The following is a 15253-nucleotide window of genomic DNA, read 5'->3' as shown; positions in this document are numbered from 1 at the left end:
CTGCGGGGATGGAAGGTCAGCCGCGCTGCGGCTCGGCGATCAGCAGGTCGCTGTCGGCAAAGGCGGCGCGCAGGTCGGACATGAAGCTGTGCAGCAGCCCCGAGTAGGGCACGCCCCGGCGGGTGTACATCACTGCCTTCACCTCGCAGGCGGGCAGGAACGGCTTGCAGACAAGCCCCTCGGTGGCATGGGTGGAGGCTGAATAGGGATCGACCACGGTGACACCCAGATGCTGCGCCGCCAGCGCGGTTGCGGTGGCGCAGTAGCGCACCTCGATGCGCGGGGCGTAGGTGGCGCCGACCTGCTCGTAGGCCTTGCGCACCAGCTGTCCGAGGTTCGAGGCCATCTCGAGCCCGACCAGCGGCTCGGCCTGCAGGTCGAGCGCGGTGAGATGGGGCTTGGCGGCGAGCGGGCTGTCCTTGGGCACCAGCGCCACCATGTGGGCGCGCTGCAGGACGTCGACGTTCACCGCCGCCTGCCGGTCGTGGTCGATGGCGAGGCCGATGTCGGCCTGGCCGCTCTGCACCGCGTCCCTGACCTGCTCGAGCCGCCGCACGTCGAAGGCGACCGAGACATCGGGGCGGCTGTCGAGGAAGCGGCGCAGCGCGACCGGGGCGACCGAGTAGCCGAGCGGCGGGGTGGCGATGACCTTGAGCCGCCCGGCCATGCCGAGCTTCATGTCACGCGCGCGCTGCGAGAAGCCGCGCATCAGGCTGAAGACGGGCCGGATCTCCTCGTAGAGCGCCTTTGCCTCGGCGGTGGGCTGCAGCCGCCGACCGGTGCGTTCGAAGAGGGTGAGGCCGAGCTGGGTCTCGAGCTGCCGCAGCCCGGCCGAGACCGCGGGCTGCGAGATGCGCAGCTGCTCGGCGGCCTCGACCGTGGTGGCGCAGCGCATCATCGCGGCGAAGATCTCGAGCAGCCGCAGCGAGACGTCCGGAAGGCCCGGCTCGGTGGTCATTCGGGGGCTCCAACCAAGCCCAGTGCCATGGCGGCAGCGGCCTGCACCGGGTCGATCACCGCGATGCCGATGTCGCGCTCGAGCCTGGCCCGGATCGGCGCCATGCCGGCACAGCCCAGCACCACCGCGCCGGCGCCTTTCCCGGCCAGCTCGCGGCCAAGCGTGACGCACATGCCGTAGACCTCCGGGTCGCGCCCCGAGGCCTCGGCGGAGACCCCGGGCAGGGCAAGCTCGGCGGCGAGGCGGCTTTCGACGCCCATGGCGCGGATCTTCACCCGATGCCGGGCGACCGAGCCGGGGGCCAGCGCGATGATCCCGAAGAGATCGGCGCGGGCCATGGCGGTGAGGATGCCCGCCTCCTGCACGCCGATCACCGGCTGCTTGACCAGCGTCCGCGTCAGCTCGACGCCCGGATCGGAGAAGCAGGCCGAGACATAGGCGGCGGCGTCGGGCCGGGCCCGCGCCGCTTCGGCGAAGCCGAGCCCGGCGCGGGCCACGTCCTCGGCGCTCGCGATGGTCGCCGGCGAGGCGGGCAGGTCGGTGACCTCGAAGGCCGGGCCCTGCGCCGGGGCGAGATGCGCGATCGCCTCGCGGATGCCCTGGGTGACCGATCCCGAGGAGTTGGGGTTGATGATGAGGATCGGACCCATCAGCGCAGCTCCGCGCCGAAGTTCTGGGCCGGATCGAGCTCCTTGGCGGTGAAGCCGGGCTTGCCGCGCAGATCGACGGGCTGGCGGGCGACGAAGCGGCCCTGGCCTTCCTTGGCCTTCAGCTCGCCGTGCTCGACGATCACCGCACCGCGGTTCATCACGATCTCGGGCTTGCCGGTGATCTCCATGCCTTCGAAGGGCGTGTAATCCATGTTGTCGTGCTGGTCGGCGGCGGTCACGGTGACACGCGCCTCGGGGTTCCAGATGGCGATGTCGGCATCCATGCCCGGGGCGATGCGGCCCTTGCTGTCACAGCCGAAGGTCTTGGCGGCATTGGTCGAGGACAGGGCGACGAACTGTTCGAGGGTGATGCGGCCCTTCACCACGCCTTCGGAGAAGAGATAGGGCAGGCGCGCGGCGATGCCGGGCATGCCGTTGGCGATCTTCGGGTAGGGAATGTCCGAGCCGTTCAGGAACTTGCCGGTCTCGTCGAAGCGGTAGGGCGCGTGGTCCGAGCTGACGCTCTCGAAGGTGCCCTGCGCGATGTGGTGCCAGAGCGCATCCTGCGTGCGGCTGTCGCGCAGCGGCGGCGAGCAGATGTATTTCGCGCCTTCCATGCCGGGGCGGTCGAGGTCTTCACGGGTGAGCGCGAGGTATTGCGGGCAGGTCTCGGCGAAGAGCTTGGCGCCGCCAAACTTCTCGCGGCGGACGATCTCGGCGCCGCCCTCGGTCGAGACGTGCACGATGAACAGCGGCGCATCCACCAGCTTGGCGAGCTGGATGGCGCGGTTGATCGCCTCTTCCTCGGCCAGCTCGGGGCGCGAGATGGCGTGGTATTTCGGTGCCGTGAGCCCCTTGGCCGCCAGCTTGCGGTTCATCCATTTGACCATGTCGTTGTTCTCGGCATGGACCATGGTGATCGCGCCGTGCTCGCGCGCGACGGTGAGGATGTCGAGCATGCCGCCGTCGCCGAGGTTCATCAGGTCGTAGGTCATGAAGACCTTGAACGAGGTGATGCCGCGGGCGAAGGCGCGGGGCAGCTGGTCCTCGAGCACCTCGGGCTTCGGGTCGGAGATGATCAGGTGGTACGAATAGTCAATCACCGAGCGGGCGGCGCGGGCGTCGTAGGTGGCGATGACGTCATCGACCGACTGGCCGCGCTGCTGCGCCGCGAAGGGGATGAACGACGAGTTGCCGCCGTAGGCCGCCGAGATCGAACCGGAGAGGTAGTCGTCGGCGGTCATCACGCCCGAGGAGCTTTCCTGCGCGATATGGGCGTGGGCCTCGATGCCGCCGGGCACGATGATGCGCCCGCCCGCGTCGATCCGGCGGTCGCCGCCCTCGAGCTTTTCGGCCACGGCGGCGATGCGCCCGTCCTTGATGCCGATGTTGCCCTTGGCCGTGTAATCGGCGGTCGCGATCATGCCGCCGTGGATCACCGTGTCGAACTGCATCTCGTCTCTCCTTCCGTGCCGCCGCGGGCGGCCTATCCGTCTGTCCCCGCGGGGACGGGCGCCGGGGCTGGGCCCCGGCGCGCTTGTTTCAGTCCGGGTCTATCCGGTCTTATTCCGGCACCTTCACGCCGGTCTGGCTGGCGATCAGCCCGTAGTGCTCGATGCGGCGGTGCGCCGCGAAGTTGAACACGGTGGATTTGCCGAAGTCGCACTTGGCGAAATCCGCCTCGTGCACGATCAGCTCGTCGCCCTCGCCCTCGGCTTTTGCCACGACGAAGCCGTCGGGGTCGACGATGATCGAGCCGGCGAACATGTGGTTGCCGTCCTCCATGCCGCATTTGGCCACGGCCACGGCATAGGTCGAGTTCTGGTAGGCGCCGGCGCAGACCGACAGCTCGTGGTGGTACATGCGGCGCTCGAGACCCTCTTCCGCCGACAGGTTGTTCTGCGACGGGGTGTTATAGCCGATGGTCACCAGTTGCACGCCCTGCAGGCCCATCATGCGCCAGCTTTCCGGCCAGCGGCGGTCGTTGCAGATCGCCATGCCCATGATGACGTCCTGGTTCTTCACGACGTTGAAGCCGGTGTCGCCGGGCAGGAAGTAGCGCTTCTCGAGGTGCTGGTGGGTGCGCTCGGGCTCGAACTCGGCGTGGCCGGGCAGGTGGGTCTTGCGGTACTTCAGCACGATCTCGCCCTCCGGCGAGACGATGATCGAGGTGTTGAAATGGTCCCCCTCCGGCGTCAGCTCGCAATAGCCGAAGGTGAAGCCCATGCCGTAGTCCTTCGCCTTGTCGAAGAGCGGCTGCACGGCGGGGTTCGGCATCTGGGTCTCGAACCAGTGGTCGAACTCGGCGCGGTCCTCGACGTAGAAGCGCGGGAAGAAGGTGGTCAGCGTCATCTCGGGGTAGACCAGGAACTTCACGCCCTTGGCGTGCGCCTGGTCCATCAGCGCGATCATCCGGGCGACGACCTCTTCGCGGGTCTCGTCCTTCTGGATGCCGCCGATCTGGGCACCGCCGATAATCATCTTCGTCATGGGAGTTTCCTTTCAGGGACGTTCAGTGCACCGCGAGCCCGCGCTGGTACCGCGAGATAAGACGGACGAGCGGCCAGAGGATCGCGAGGTAGATCAGCGCCGCGAGGATCAGCGGCGAGGAGTTGTAGGTCACCGAGCGGGCCATGTTGGCGGAGTAGAGCAGCTCGGAGAGGGAGACGACCGAGGCGAGCGAGGTCAGCTTGACCACCTCGACGGTGTTCGACAGCAGGTCGGGCAGCACGTTGCGCACCGCCTGCGGCAGGACCACGTGCGTCAGGGTCTGCGCCTTGCTCAGCCCGGTGGCGCGGGCGGCCTCGGTCTGGCCATTCGGCACCGACTGGATGCCGGCCCGGAAGACCTCGGCGAAATAGGCCGAGTTGTTGAGGAAGAAGGCGATGACCACGGCCATGAAGGGGCTCAGCTCCAGCCCGGCGAAGGGCAGGCCCGAGAAGACGAAGACCAGCAGCACCAGCGGCGGCAGCGCCCGGAAGAGGTCGATGAAGCCGACCGACGGCCATTTCAGCCACTTACTTGGCGACAGCGCGCCGAGCGCCAGGAACAGGCCGCCGATCAGGCCGAGACCGATGACCACCGCGCAGAGCTCGAGGGTGACGATCAGCCCCTTGAGCAGCAGCGGCCAGGCCTGCGCCATGATGCCCACGTTGAAGAAGAGGTCGATGAAGTTGCTCATGGGGTCAGCTCCTTACACGGCCCAGGCGTAGCGCCGCTCGAGCAGGCGCGAGAGGATGACCACCGGCAGGAAGATCGCCAGATAGGCGAGCGCCGCCATGGTCAGCGGGGTGGCGGAGCCCGAGAAGCTCTGCGCCGAGGAGGAGACGGCAAGGATTTCCTTCACCCCGATCACCGAGCCGAGCGCGGTCATCTTGGTGATCGCCAGCGCGCGGTTGACCAGCGGCGGGATGCCCATGCGGATGGCCTGCGGCAGGGCGATCTCGAAGAGCGTCTGCGCGAAGCTGAGGCCGGTGGCGCGGCCCGCCTCCCATTGGCCCTTGGAGACGGAGGTGAGACCGGCCCAGAAGATCTCCTCGGCGAAAGCGGCAAGCACGCCGCCGAGCACGAGGATCAGCACCATCGGCCCCGAAAGGCTGATGCCGAGCCCGGGCAGGCCGAAGTAGAAGATCAGGATGACCACCAGCGGCGGCAGGGCGCGGCCGATGTCGGCGAAGGCGACGATGGGCAGGGTCAGGTACCAGCGTCCGAGCGTGCGGAGGCAAGCCAGAACGAGACCGAGGGCGAGCCCGCCGACGACGATGATCGCGCTGAGCCAGAGCGTGGTGACGATGGCCGACAGCAGGTCCGGCAGGTATTTCGCCATCACCGCGCCGTCGAAGAATGTGTCGAGGAATCTCATGCGTCGCTCGGGTGCAGGCGGGAGAGGAAGGCGCGCAGGCGCTCGGACTTGGGGCTGCCGAAGATCTCTTCGGGGGTGCCGGCCTCGACCACCACGCCGCCGTCCATGAAGACGACGCGGTCGGCGGCCTCGCGGGCGAAGTCCATCTCGTGGCTGACCACGACCATGGTCATGCCCTCGTCGCGGAGCTGTTTCATCACCTTGAGCACCGAGCCGACGAGCTCGGGATCGAGCGCCGAGGTCGGTTCGTCGAAGAGCATGACCTTGGGATCGAGCGCCAGCGCGCGGGCGATGGCGACGCGCTGCTGCTGGCCGCCCGACAGCTCGGAGGGCATGGCATCCGCCTTATGCGCCAGCCCGACGTGTTCGAGCATCTCCATGGCGCGGGCCTTGGCCTCGGGCTTGGAGCGTTTCAGCGCCTTGACCTGCGCCAGCATGACGTTGGCCAGCACCGACTTGTGCGGGTAGAGGTGGAAGCCTTGGAACACCATGCCGATCTTCAGCCGCATCTTGTCGAGCGCGGCGCCGTGGCAGGCGGTGACATGTTCGCCGTCGAGCAGGATGCTGCCCGAGGTCGGCTCCTCGAGCCGGTTGCAGCAGCGCAGCATGGTCGACTTGCCCGAGCCCGAGGGCCCGATGACGAAGACCAGCTCGCCCGGCTTCACGCTGAGGTCGATCGAGGTCAGCACCTGGGTGTCGCCGAAACTCTTCTCGAGCTGGTTGATCTCGAGCATCGGTCTTTGATGGACCTTTGCGGTGGACGCGGGAGAGGGAGCGGGCATGGGGTGTCTTTCGGCTGGGAGGACGGGGCGTCGCGCGCCCCGCCCATGGGTATCAGGGAGCAGGTTCAGCGATCAGAAGTCGCAGGAAACCTCGTGTTCGGTCTCGTCGTAGCCATCGAAACCGGGGGTGCCGTAGCCGGGGGTCGGGGTGACGATGGTGGTGCCCTCGGTCGGGGTCACGGCGAACCACTTCTCGGACAGGGCGGCCATCGTGCCGTCGGTCTTCAGGCATTCCAGCACGGTGTCGATCTTGTTGCGGGTCTCGACGTCGTCCTTGCGGAAGGGGAAGGCCCAGACGAGGCCGGTGGGGTATTCGTAGCTCAGGTCGATGCGCGGGTTCTGCTTGGCGGCCCAGGCCGAGGCCGTGGCGCCGGCGAGGTTGGCATCGGCGCGGCCGGTCACCACCGCCTCGACGGCGTCGGTGTTGGTGCCGTAGGCGACCACTTCCCAGCCGTATTCCTCGGCCTTTTCGGTCAGGAAGGCCTCGTAGACCGAGCCCTTGTTGACCGCGATGGTCTTGCCCTTGAAGGCGTCGAGCCCCTCCATCGCCTCGGTGCCGGTCGGGACGGTGAAGGCGAAGTTGGTGTCCATGAAGCCCTCGGAGAAGAGCAGGTTGGCGGAGCGCTCCTCGGTGACGGTGGTGGGGGCGACGAGGAAGTCGTAGGTGCCCGCCTGCAGCGCCGGGATGAGGCCGGAGAACTGCGCGGCGATCACCTCCATCTCGACGCCGAGCTTCTCGCCGATGGCGGCGGCGAGATCGACGTTGAAGCCCTCGATGCCGCCGGAGAGGCTGGGCATGGCGTGGGGGGCGAAGGTGCCGTCGAGCGCGACCTTGTAGCCTTCGGCCTGGGCGGGAATGGCGGCGAGCGCGGTGAGCGCGGCAGAGAGGAAGAGGCTCTTGGATGTCATGGTGGGCTCCGTGTTGTTGGGTCTGTTTTCTTGGCATCGGCGGATGCGAGACGTGGCTTCTAAAAGCCGCCCGGCGCGGCGCGGAACAATACAAATCAGGATTATAATTAGAGTATAATTATAAGTCTGGATTATATATGTGTCGGGCGCTGCAGACACCTGACCAACCCAGATTTCGGCGGTCCGGAGATCAACCTGCGGTTTTTATGAGATTAATCTGAAAATCCTCTCCCGGCGCAGCTTGCCCCTGAGGCAGCTTGCAGGCCGCGCCGTACCGGGGTTCCCGCTATGCGTGCATGCCTGCTTTGCCTGTTGTTTGTGCAGTCTTCCGGCCGCGGCGGGCGAAACCGGCGGCAGGCCGGTAGGGCGCAAGCGGGGCATTCGGGCGGCAAACCTCTTCCGTCGCGCGCTCTGGGGCGGCTGATTCACGGGCGCGCCGCCGTTCCCGTCGCCGCCTTCCGGCACTGCCGGCCCGCTCAGCCCCACATGTCGCGCATCTGCGCGGCGATATCGATCCGCCCCGGCGCCGGGGCGGGGGTGCTGCCCTGCGGCGTGGGCGACCAGTGCTCGCTCTCGAAATGGTCCAGCAACTCGCGCGGGATGAAGCGGGTGCGCGTGGCATAGACATGGCGGTCGCCGCCACGGCTCTGCTGGGTCACGTAGAAGCGCAGCGGCAAGCCCAGCGTCAGCCGGTCCTTGGCGCGGGTCATGGCGACGTAGAGCAGGCGCCGCTCCTCCTCGAGCTCCGGCGTCGAGCCGGTGCCGAGATCCGAGGGGATGCAGCCGTCGACGGCGTTCAGCAGGTAGACCGATTTCCACTCCTGGCCCTTGGCGGAATGGATGGTCGACAGGATGAGATAGTCCTCGTCCTTCAACGGCACCCCCGAGCGGTCCGAGGTGGCGTCGGGCGGATCGAGCGTCAGCTCGGTCAGGAAAGCCTCGGCCGAGGGGTAGCCCATGGCGATCTGCTCGAGCTGCAGCAGGTCGTCGCGGCGGGTGTCGGCATCCTCGTGGATGCGGGTCAGATGCGGCTCGTACCAAGCGCGGGCAAGGCCGATGGCGGCGGGCCAGGGGGCGCGCGTGGTCATCGCGGCGACAAAGCCGGGCCAGTCGGCCTCGGCCTTCGCCGGGGGCGCCACGTCCTGCAGCGCCGCGATGGGCTCCGGGGAGAGATCGAGCGCCTCGAGGATATTCGCCGCCGATTTCGGCCCGATGCCGGGAATGAGCTGCAGCACCCGGAAGCCCGCCACCCGGTCGCGCGGGTTGCGCGCCAGCCGCAGCACCGACAGCAGGTCCTTCACATGCGCGCTGTCGAGGAACTTCAGCCCGCCGAATTTCACGTAGGGCACGTTGCGCCGGGTCAGCTCGGCCTCGAGCTGCACCGAGTGGCTGGAGGTGCGGAACAGCACCGCCTGCTGCTTCAGCGCGGTGCCGGTTTCGCGCTCCTGCAGGATGCGGTCCACCATGTAGCGCGCCTGGTCGGCCTCGGTGTTGACGGTCACCAGCCGCGGCTTCTCGGCCGAGGCGCGGGTGGTCCAGAGGTTCTTGGTAAAGCGCTCGCGGGCCTGGCCGATCACCGCGTTGGCGGCCTCGAGGATCGGCACGGTCGAGCGGTAGTTGCGGTCGAGCGTGATGACATCGGCGGGCGGGGTGAAGGCGGCGGGGAAGTCGAGGATATTGCGCACCGTGGCGGCCCGGAAGGCGTAGATCGACTGCGCGTCGTCGCCCACCACGGTCAGCCCGCGGCCGTCCGGCTTCAGCGCCATCAGGATGCGCGCCTGCAGCCGGTTGGTGTCCTGGTACTCGTCGATCAGCACGTGGTCCCAGGCGCCGCCGATGTGGGCGGCGAACTCGGCATCCGACATGACCTGCGCCCAGGCCAGCAGCAGGTCGTCGTAGTCGAGCACGTTCTGCTCCTGCTTGGCGCGCACGTAGGCGCCGAAGAGCTGTTTCAGCTCCGCCTCCCACATGGCGCACCAGGGGAAATGGTCGCGCAGCACCTCGGCCAGCGGCTCGCCCGCGTTCACCGCGCGCGAGTAGATCGACAGGCAGGTGCCCTTGGCCGGGAAGCGCTTCTCGCTGGCCGAGAACCCCAGCCCGTTGCGGCACAGGTTCATCAGGTCGGCGCTGTCCTCGCGGTCGTGGATCGAGAACTCGGGGTTCAGCCCGATGGCGGGCGCGTGCTCGCGCAGCAGCCGCGCACCGATGGCGTGGAAGGTGCCGGCCCATGTGAGCGCCTCGGCGACGATGCCGGTGCCCATGGCGCGGCTGGTGATCGCCTCGACCCGGCGGGTCAGCTCGGTGGCGGCGCGGCGCGAGAAGGTCATCAGCAGGATGCGCTGCGGATCGGCGCCGTTCATCAAAAGGTGCGCCACGCGGTGCGCCAGCGTGGAGGTCTTGCCCGAGCCCGCCCCGGCGATGACCAGCAGCGGCCCCGCCGGCGCGGCATCGCCCGGCCCCACGCCGAAGGTGGCGGCGGCGCGCTGGTTCTCGTTCAGCGCCGCGAGCGGGTCGGCCTGCCCCGCGGCCCTGTCGGCCGTGATCTCTACCTGTGTCATCTGCTGCCCGATCCTGCGCTGCCCTGCGGCTTGGTCTGATCGCGGCGAGCATAGCGGATCGGGAACATAATGGGAACTTGGATCTCGGGGAGACGCTGCGGCGCGGCGGCGGCACGGCGCGCGAAGTGGGGGCTCCGCCCCCGCCGCTGCGCGGCGCCCCCGGGATATTTGGGTCTAGACGAAGCGGGGGAGGGCGCGTCCCTTGTTCTTCTCTTTTCCAAATACGCCCGCCGGAGGCGGTCCCGTCGCATCCGCCCGCGCCACTACAGGCACATACGCCGCGCGAAGTTGCGCTTTGCGTCCCGGCGCGGCATGGGCGAAAAGGGCCGGGTTCGACGCCGGCCCGAGGTCTTCCCCGTGAGCGATACCCTCTTCCATTGGCATCCCGAGTGCCACCTGCGCGCGCCCGAAGCGCCGGGTCCGGTGCTGCGCGACCTGCGGGAGGCGCTGGCGCAGGGCGCGGGCTTCACCATCGGGCCGGAGGGGATAGAGCGGCTGCCGGAGGCGGCGCGCGGGATCCTGCAGAGCCGTTCCTCGGGCACCACGGGTGCGGCCAAGGCGATCCGCCGCACGCATGGCTCGTGGATCGCCAGCTTCCGGGTGAACGCCGCGGCGCTCGGTATCGCGGCGGAGGATGTCTACGGCGTGCTCGGCGCGCCCGTGCATTCGCTGGCGCTCTACGCCATCGCCGAGGCGGCCTGGCTGGGGGCGGACCTGCTGTGCCTCGGTGAACTGCGCCCCGCCCGGCAGGCGGCGGCGCTGCGCGCGGCGGGGGCGACGATCCTCTACGCGACGCCGACGCAGCTTCGGCTGCTGGTGGCGGCGGGGCAGGCGCTTCCCACGCTGCGCCACATCCTCTGCGGCGGCGGGCGAATGCCCGGGGGGCTGCGGGCCTCTCTCGCGGCGCTCTGCCCAAGGGCCGAGCTGCGGGAGTTCTACGGCGCGGCGGAGACCAGCTTCATCGCCTGGAGCGATGCGCAGACGCCCGAGGGCGCGGTGGGCCGGGCCTATCCCGGTGTGGAGATCCGCATCGACGCGCCCGAGGGCGACTTCGGCGAGATCTGGGTGCGCAGCCCCTATCTCTTCGATGGCTACGCCGAGGGGACAAGCACAGACACCGGCTGGCGGGACGGTTTCCTGAGCGTCGGCGAGATCGGGCGCCTCGATGCGGGCGGCCATCTGACCGTGGCCGGACGGCGCAGCCGCATGGTGACCATCGCCGACCGCAACGTCTTTCCCGAGGACATCGAGGCGCTGCTGCTCGGCGATGCCTCGGTGCGCCATTGCGCGGTGGTGCCGCGCCCGGACCCGCGGCGGGGTGTGCATTTGGTGGCGGTGATCGCTGGGGCCGATGACGCGGCGACCTCCGGGCGGCTGCTGGCGCTCTGCCGCGCGGCCTTCGGCGCGCTGGCGGCGCCGCGGCGGCTGATCGGCCTCGAGGACTTCCCGCTCACCGTCTCGGGCAAGCCCGACCTGCGCGAGATCTCCCGGCGGCTGGAGGCCGGGCTGTGAGCGGCGTGCGGATTATCGCGGCCCTGCGGACCCCGGTGGCGCCGCGCGGCGGTGCGCTGTCGAGGCTGGAGGTCCATGAGCTGGCCGCGCCGGTGCTGCAGGCGGCGCTGGCGGAGGCAGGGCTCGCGCCTGACGAGGTGGACGAGCTGGTGCTGGGCAATGCGCTCGGTGCGGGCGGCAACCCGGCGCGGCTGGTGGCGCTGGCGGCGGGGCTGCCCGAGCGGGTGGCCGGGCTGACCCTTGACCGGCAGTGCTGCGGCGGGCTCGACGCGCTGGTGGTCGCGGCGGCGATGATCGCCTCGGGGCAGGCCGAGGTGGTGGTGGCGGGCGGGGCGGAAACCTACTCTCGGCGGCCCCTGCGGCTGCGCACCGATCCCGATGGCGGCGCGCCCACGGCCTACGACCGCCCGCCCTTCACGCCCTGGCCCGAGCGCGACCCCGAGATGGACGCGGCCGCCGACGCGCTGGGGCAGGAGGGTGACCTCTCGCGCGCCGCGCAGGACGACTGGGCCATCGCGAGCCACCGCAAGGCGCTCGCGGCGGATCTCTCGGGCGAGATCGTGCCGCTGGCGGGGCTGTCGCGGGACGCCTTCTCCCGGGCGCTCTCGCCCCGGCTCGTCGCGCGGGCGCCGGTGCTCTCGGGCGCGATCACCGCTGCCAATGCCGCCGTGGCGGCGGATGGGGCGGCGCTCTGCGTGCTGGTCTCGGAGCGGGTGGCGGCGCGGCTCGGGCGCCCGGGCGTCCGCTACCGTGGCGGGCTGACGCTGGGCGGGCGTCCCGAGCGTCCCGGCCTGGCACCGGTCGCGGCGATCCAAGCGGTGCTCGAACGGCAGCGGCTGCGCGCGGCGGATCTCAGCGTCGCCGAGGTGATGGAGGCCTACGCCGTGCAGGCCATCGCCTGCGTGCAGGGCGCGGGGGTCGACCCGGAGATCGTCAACCCCGGCGGCGGCGGGCTGGCGCGCGGGCATCCCGTGGGGGCCTCCGGTGCGATCAACGCGGTGCGGCTGTTCCACGAGGTGCAGACGCGCGGCGGCACGGGGCTCGCGACCATCGCGGCGGCGGGTGGGCTCGGGACGGCGGTGCTGCTCTCTAGCTGAAGCCGCGCAGGCTGGCGTAAGACTCGAGCGGATCGCGGGCGGTCTCCACCTTGTTCGCCGGGTCCTCGGGATCGGCCCGTCCCAGCGCCATGCCGCAGACCACCAGCTCGTCGGGGCCGAGCCCGAGATGCGCATGGGCGACGTCTGCATGGTTCGCCAGCGCGCCAATGCCGCAGGTGGCGTAGCCCATGCCCTGCGCCGCGACCATCAGCGCCATCAGCGCCATGCCAAGGTCCATGAAGCAGCCCTTGCCCATCTCCGGGTGGATGGTCACGACGATGCCGACCGGGGCGCCAAAGAAGCCGTAGTTGCGGGTGAACTGGGCGCGGCGGCCCTCGAGGTCGCGGCGTTCGATCCCCAGCGCGGCGTAGAGCGCATAGCCCGCGGCGCGCTGTTTGGCCTTCAGCTCTGGAGGCAGGGGCTGCGGGAAGTAGGAGTACTCTGCGACCTGCGGGCGGCCGTCCTCGACCGCGCCGACCAGCGCCGCGCTCAGCTCGGCCAGCGGCGCGCCCGTCAGCGCATGGAACCGGCCGGGCTGCAGGTTGGCGCCGCTCGGCGCCGAGCGCGCCGCGCGCAGGATCCGCTCGAGATCGGCGCGCGGCACGGGGTCCTTCAGGAAGGCGCGGGCGGAGCGGCGCGCGAAGAGCTGCGACTCCGCCGGCGTGAGGCTCATGCCGGGCTCAGCCGCGCGACAGCACGCTCGCGGGGCGCGAACGGGCCAGCGCCGAGGTGATGAGCCCCGCCAGAACCGCCTTGATCACGTCGCCGGGGATGAAGGCGGTGACCAGCAGCGTCGCCTCGGGGAGGGACTTGCCGAGGGTGACCGACATGCCGACCACGCCGAAGACGTAGAGCACCAGGATGCCGCCGATCACCGAGGCGATGAAAGAGACCAGCGCCAGGTTGCCGCGCCAGCGCTCGACGATGAAGCCGGTGACGAAGGCAGCGACGGGCCAGCCGACGAGGAAGCCCACGGTGGGCGAGGCGAAGACGCCGAGACCGCCGCGGCCGCCGGCCAGCAGCGGCAGGCCGAGCGCCACCAGCGCGATGAACAGCAGGCAGGCCAGCGCGCCACGTTTCGCGCCCAGCACCGTGCCGGCGAGCATCACGCCCAGCGTCTGCGCGGTGATCGGCACGCCGAAGGCGAGGGTGAACTTCGGGATCAGCCCGAGCCCGGCGATGAGCGCGGCAAAAAGCGCGACATGGGTGAGATTGCGTTCCAAGGGCGGATCCTCCTATCCGGTCGTGTCGGGCGGCTCGAGACCGCCCCGGGCGCGCAGCGCCTCGGCGACATGTTCTGCATCATCAATGGCCAGCGCCGCAAGGGGCATCACGACCTGCCAGCCGGCGCGGCGGGCCGAGCGGGCGCGCCAGGCCTCGGTCAGCAGCCCGCCCTTGCGGGCGATCGACGGGGTGAAGCGCACCACCAGCGCCACCGAAAGCTCCAGCGCGCGGGTCGAGAGGCCGAAGCGGCGAAAGGGGGCCAGCAGCCATGCGGCGACGGCGACCATGTCGGTCAGCCGCGTGGTCATGGTGACGAAATTCGCGAGGCTCAGCGCGGCCAGCAGGCGCAGGGCGACCGCGAGGCCCTCGGCCAGCTGCCCGGTGACCAGGTGCCAGACCGCGATCAGCCCGAGGAAGGGCAGCAGGATGCGCAGGCTGCGAGCGGCCCCGGCGGCGAAACGCAGCCCCCCGGAGAGGACCAGCGCCACCACCGCCGCGAGTGCGAGCGCAAGATGCCAGGGATCGTGCAGCGCGAAGAGCCCGACCGTGGCCAGCGACAGCGCCGCGAGCTTGAGACCCGCCGGCAGCCGGTGCGCCCAGGTCTCAACCGGCGAGGTCAGAGAGATCATCGCGCCCTCCCCAGAGGCGCATCTGCGCCTCGAACTGCGGCAGCACCTCGCCCGGCGAACCGTCGGCGCGCAGCGTGCCCTCGTCGATCCAGATCACCCGGTCGTAGTGGCGCACACTCTCGGGGTCGTGGGTGATGTGCAGGATGCGCGCCTCGACCTGGTCGACGTAGCGCATCAGCTGCATGCGGGTGGGGATGTCGAGTCCGGAATAGGGCTCGTCGAGCACGATCAGCGCGGGCTGCATCGCCAGCACCGCCATCAGGCAGACAAGCTGCTTCTGCCCCTGCGAGAGCCCGTGGGTCGGGGCCGACGCCCAATGCGTCTTGCCGAAATGCGCCAGGATGGTCTGCACCTCGCCTGCCGCTTCGGCGCGGCTCCGGCCGAGCTGCAGCAGGCCGAAGGCGATCTCCTCCTCGACGGTGGGGAAGATGATCTGGTGGTCGGGGTTCTGGAACAGGATGCCGACCGAGCGCAGCGCCGCCTTGCGGTCGCGCGCCATGTCGCGGCCATCGATCTCGGCGCTGCCCGCGTCGGGCGCCTGCAGCCCGGCGATCACGCGCGCCAGCGTGGTCTTGCCCGAGCCGTTGCGCCCGACGATGCCGATGCGCCGCTCCCCCGCGCTCAGCGAGATCTGCCGCAGCGCCTGCGCGCCGCCTAGCGTCACCGAGACATTCCTGAGCTGCAGCACCGGCGTTTCCCTCTGCGATCCGACGTCGGCACGGGGTACGACGCGGGGCGGCCCGGTTGCAATCCCTTCCGTGCGGTGGAACGGGTGGCCGTACACCCCCGGCCGAAGGATTGGAGGGGGCGGTGGCGGATCCCCCGGGCCATCACCGGCCCGGGCGTCCTGCCTTTGGGAGGGTCACAGCCCCCGGATCATCCCGCCGTCGACGCGGATCATCGAGCCGGTGACATAGGCGGCCTGGGTCGAGCACAGGAATGTGACCATGGCGCCGAACTCCTCCGGCGCGCCGTAGCGGCCGGCGGGGATGGTCTTGCGGCTGGCCTCCTGCACGGCGTCGAGCGAGGCGCCGGTCTTGTCGGCCTTGATGCCGTCGAGCTGCGCCAGACG

The 15253-nt window shown here is 70.1% G+C and carries 16 protein-coding genes; 2 read left to right on the top strand and 14 right to left on the bottom strand.

Annotated features, from left to right (window positions below):
- Positions 1 to 16: 16 nt before the first annotated feature.
- From LC039_RS23640 to LC039_RS23600, 9 genes are all read right to left on the bottom strand, one after another.
- Positions 17 to 958, bottom strand: coding sequence for a LysR family transcriptional regulator (locus LC039_RS23640; protein ID WP_226628813.1), 942 nt, complete (start codon positions 956 to 958; stop codon positions 17 to 19).
- Positions 955 to 1608, bottom strand: a complete 654-nt coding sequence (locus LC039_RS23635; RefSeq protein ID WP_226628812.1) for an aspartate/glutamate racemase family protein — start codon at positions 1606 to 1608, stop codon at positions 955 to 957. The genes LC039_RS23640 and LC039_RS23635 overlap by 4 nt, the downstream gene beginning before the upstream one ends.
- Positions 1608 to 3062, bottom strand: a complete 1455-nt coding sequence (gene hydA / locus LC039_RS23630; protein ID WP_226628811.1) for a dihydropyrimidinase — start codon at positions 3060 to 3062, stop codon at positions 1608 to 1610. The genes LC039_RS23635 and hydA overlap by 1 nt, the downstream gene beginning before the upstream one ends.
- Positions 3063 to 3171: 109 nt before the next feature.
- Complete coding sequence (locus tag LC039_RS23625; RefSeq protein ID WP_226628809.1) at positions 3172 to 4098, bottom strand: N-carbamoyl-D-amino-acid hydrolase; 927 nt, start codon at positions 4096 to 4098, stop codon at positions 3172 to 3174.
- 22 nt (positions 4099 to 4120) lie between these two features.
- A complete protein-coding gene (locus tag LC039_RS23620; protein WP_226628807.1) occupies positions 4121 to 4789 on the bottom strand; it encodes an amino acid ABC transporter permease in 669 nt (222 codons plus the stop codon).
- A 12-nt stretch (positions 4790 to 4801) separates the two neighbouring features.
- Positions 4802 to 5470, bottom strand: coding sequence for an amino acid ABC transporter permease (locus LC039_RS23615; protein ID WP_226628805.1), 669 nt, complete (start codon positions 5468 to 5470; stop codon positions 4802 to 4804).
- Complete coding sequence (locus LC039_RS23610; protein ID WP_226628803.1) at positions 5467 to 6204, bottom strand: amino acid ABC transporter ATP-binding protein; 738 nt, start codon at positions 6202 to 6204, stop codon at positions 5467 to 5469. Before LC039_RS23610 ends, LC039_RS23615 begins: the two co-directional genes overlap by 4 nt.
- A 120-nt stretch (positions 6205 to 6324) precedes the next feature.
- Complete coding sequence (locus LC039_RS23605) at positions 6325 to 7161, bottom strand: transporter substrate-binding domain-containing protein (protein ID WP_226628801.1); 837 nt, start codon at positions 7159 to 7161, stop codon at positions 6325 to 6327.
- Between the two features lie 476 nt (positions 7162 to 7637).
- Positions 7638 to 9719, bottom strand: a complete 2082-nt coding sequence (locus tag LC039_RS23600; protein WP_226628799.1) for an ATP-dependent helicase — start codon at positions 9717 to 9719, stop codon at positions 7638 to 7640.
- Between the two features lie 357 nt (positions 9720 to 10076).
- Here LC039_RS23600 and LC039_RS23595 point away from each other — a divergent pair, with 357 nt between their 5' ends.
- Together LC039_RS23595 and LC039_RS23590 are read left to right on the top strand one after the other, a co-directional pair.
- A complete protein-coding gene (locus LC039_RS23595; RefSeq protein ID WP_226628797.1) occupies positions 10077 to 11231 on the top strand; it encodes an AMP-binding protein in 1155 nt (384 codons plus the stop codon).
- Positions 11228 to 12328, top strand: a complete 1101-nt coding sequence (locus LC039_RS23590; protein WP_226628796.1) for a thiolase family protein — start codon at positions 11228 to 11230, stop codon at positions 12326 to 12328. Before LC039_RS23595 ends, LC039_RS23590 begins: the two co-directional genes overlap by 4 nt.
- Here LC039_RS23590 and LC039_RS23585 read toward each other — a convergent pair.
- The 5 genes from LC039_RS23585 to LC039_RS23565 all read right to left on the bottom strand — a co-directional run.
- Entirely contained in the window at positions 12321 to 13001 is a 681-nt protein-coding gene (locus tag LC039_RS23585) for a nitroreductase (protein ID WP_226628794.1), read from the bottom strand. The two genes, LC039_RS23590 and LC039_RS23585, sit on opposite strands and share 8 nt — an antisense overlap.
- 7 nt (positions 13002 to 13008) lie before the next feature.
- Complete coding sequence (locus LC039_RS23580) at positions 13009 to 13551, bottom strand: biotin transporter BioY (protein WP_226628792.1); 543 nt, start codon at positions 13549 to 13551, stop codon at positions 13009 to 13011.
- Positions 13552 to 13563: 12 nt separating this feature from the next.
- Positions 13564 to 14181, bottom strand: a complete 618-nt coding sequence (locus tag LC039_RS23575; RefSeq protein ID WP_226628790.1) for a CbiQ family ECF transporter T component — start codon at positions 14179 to 14181, stop codon at positions 13564 to 13566.
- On the bottom strand, positions 14156 to 14869 hold the full coding sequence (locus LC039_RS23570) for an energy-coupling factor ABC transporter ATP-binding protein (RefSeq protein ID WP_226628787.1): 714 nt from the start codon (positions 14867 to 14869) through the stop codon (positions 14156 to 14158). The genes LC039_RS23575 and LC039_RS23570 overlap by 26 nt, the downstream gene beginning before the upstream one ends.
- 174 nt (positions 14870 to 15043) lie before the next feature.
- A partial coding sequence (locus LC039_RS23565; protein WP_226628785.1) for an SDR family oxidoreductase occupies positions 15044 to 15253 on the bottom strand: 210 nt, incomplete at its 5' end.

Source organism: Alloyangia pacifica, assembly GCF_020524285.1.
GTDB classification, from domain to species: Bacteria; Pseudomonadota; Alphaproteobacteria; order Rhodobacterales; family Rhodobacteraceae; genus Salipiger; species Salipiger pacificus_B.
This window is presented reverse-complemented; position numbering and strand designations above follow the sequence as displayed.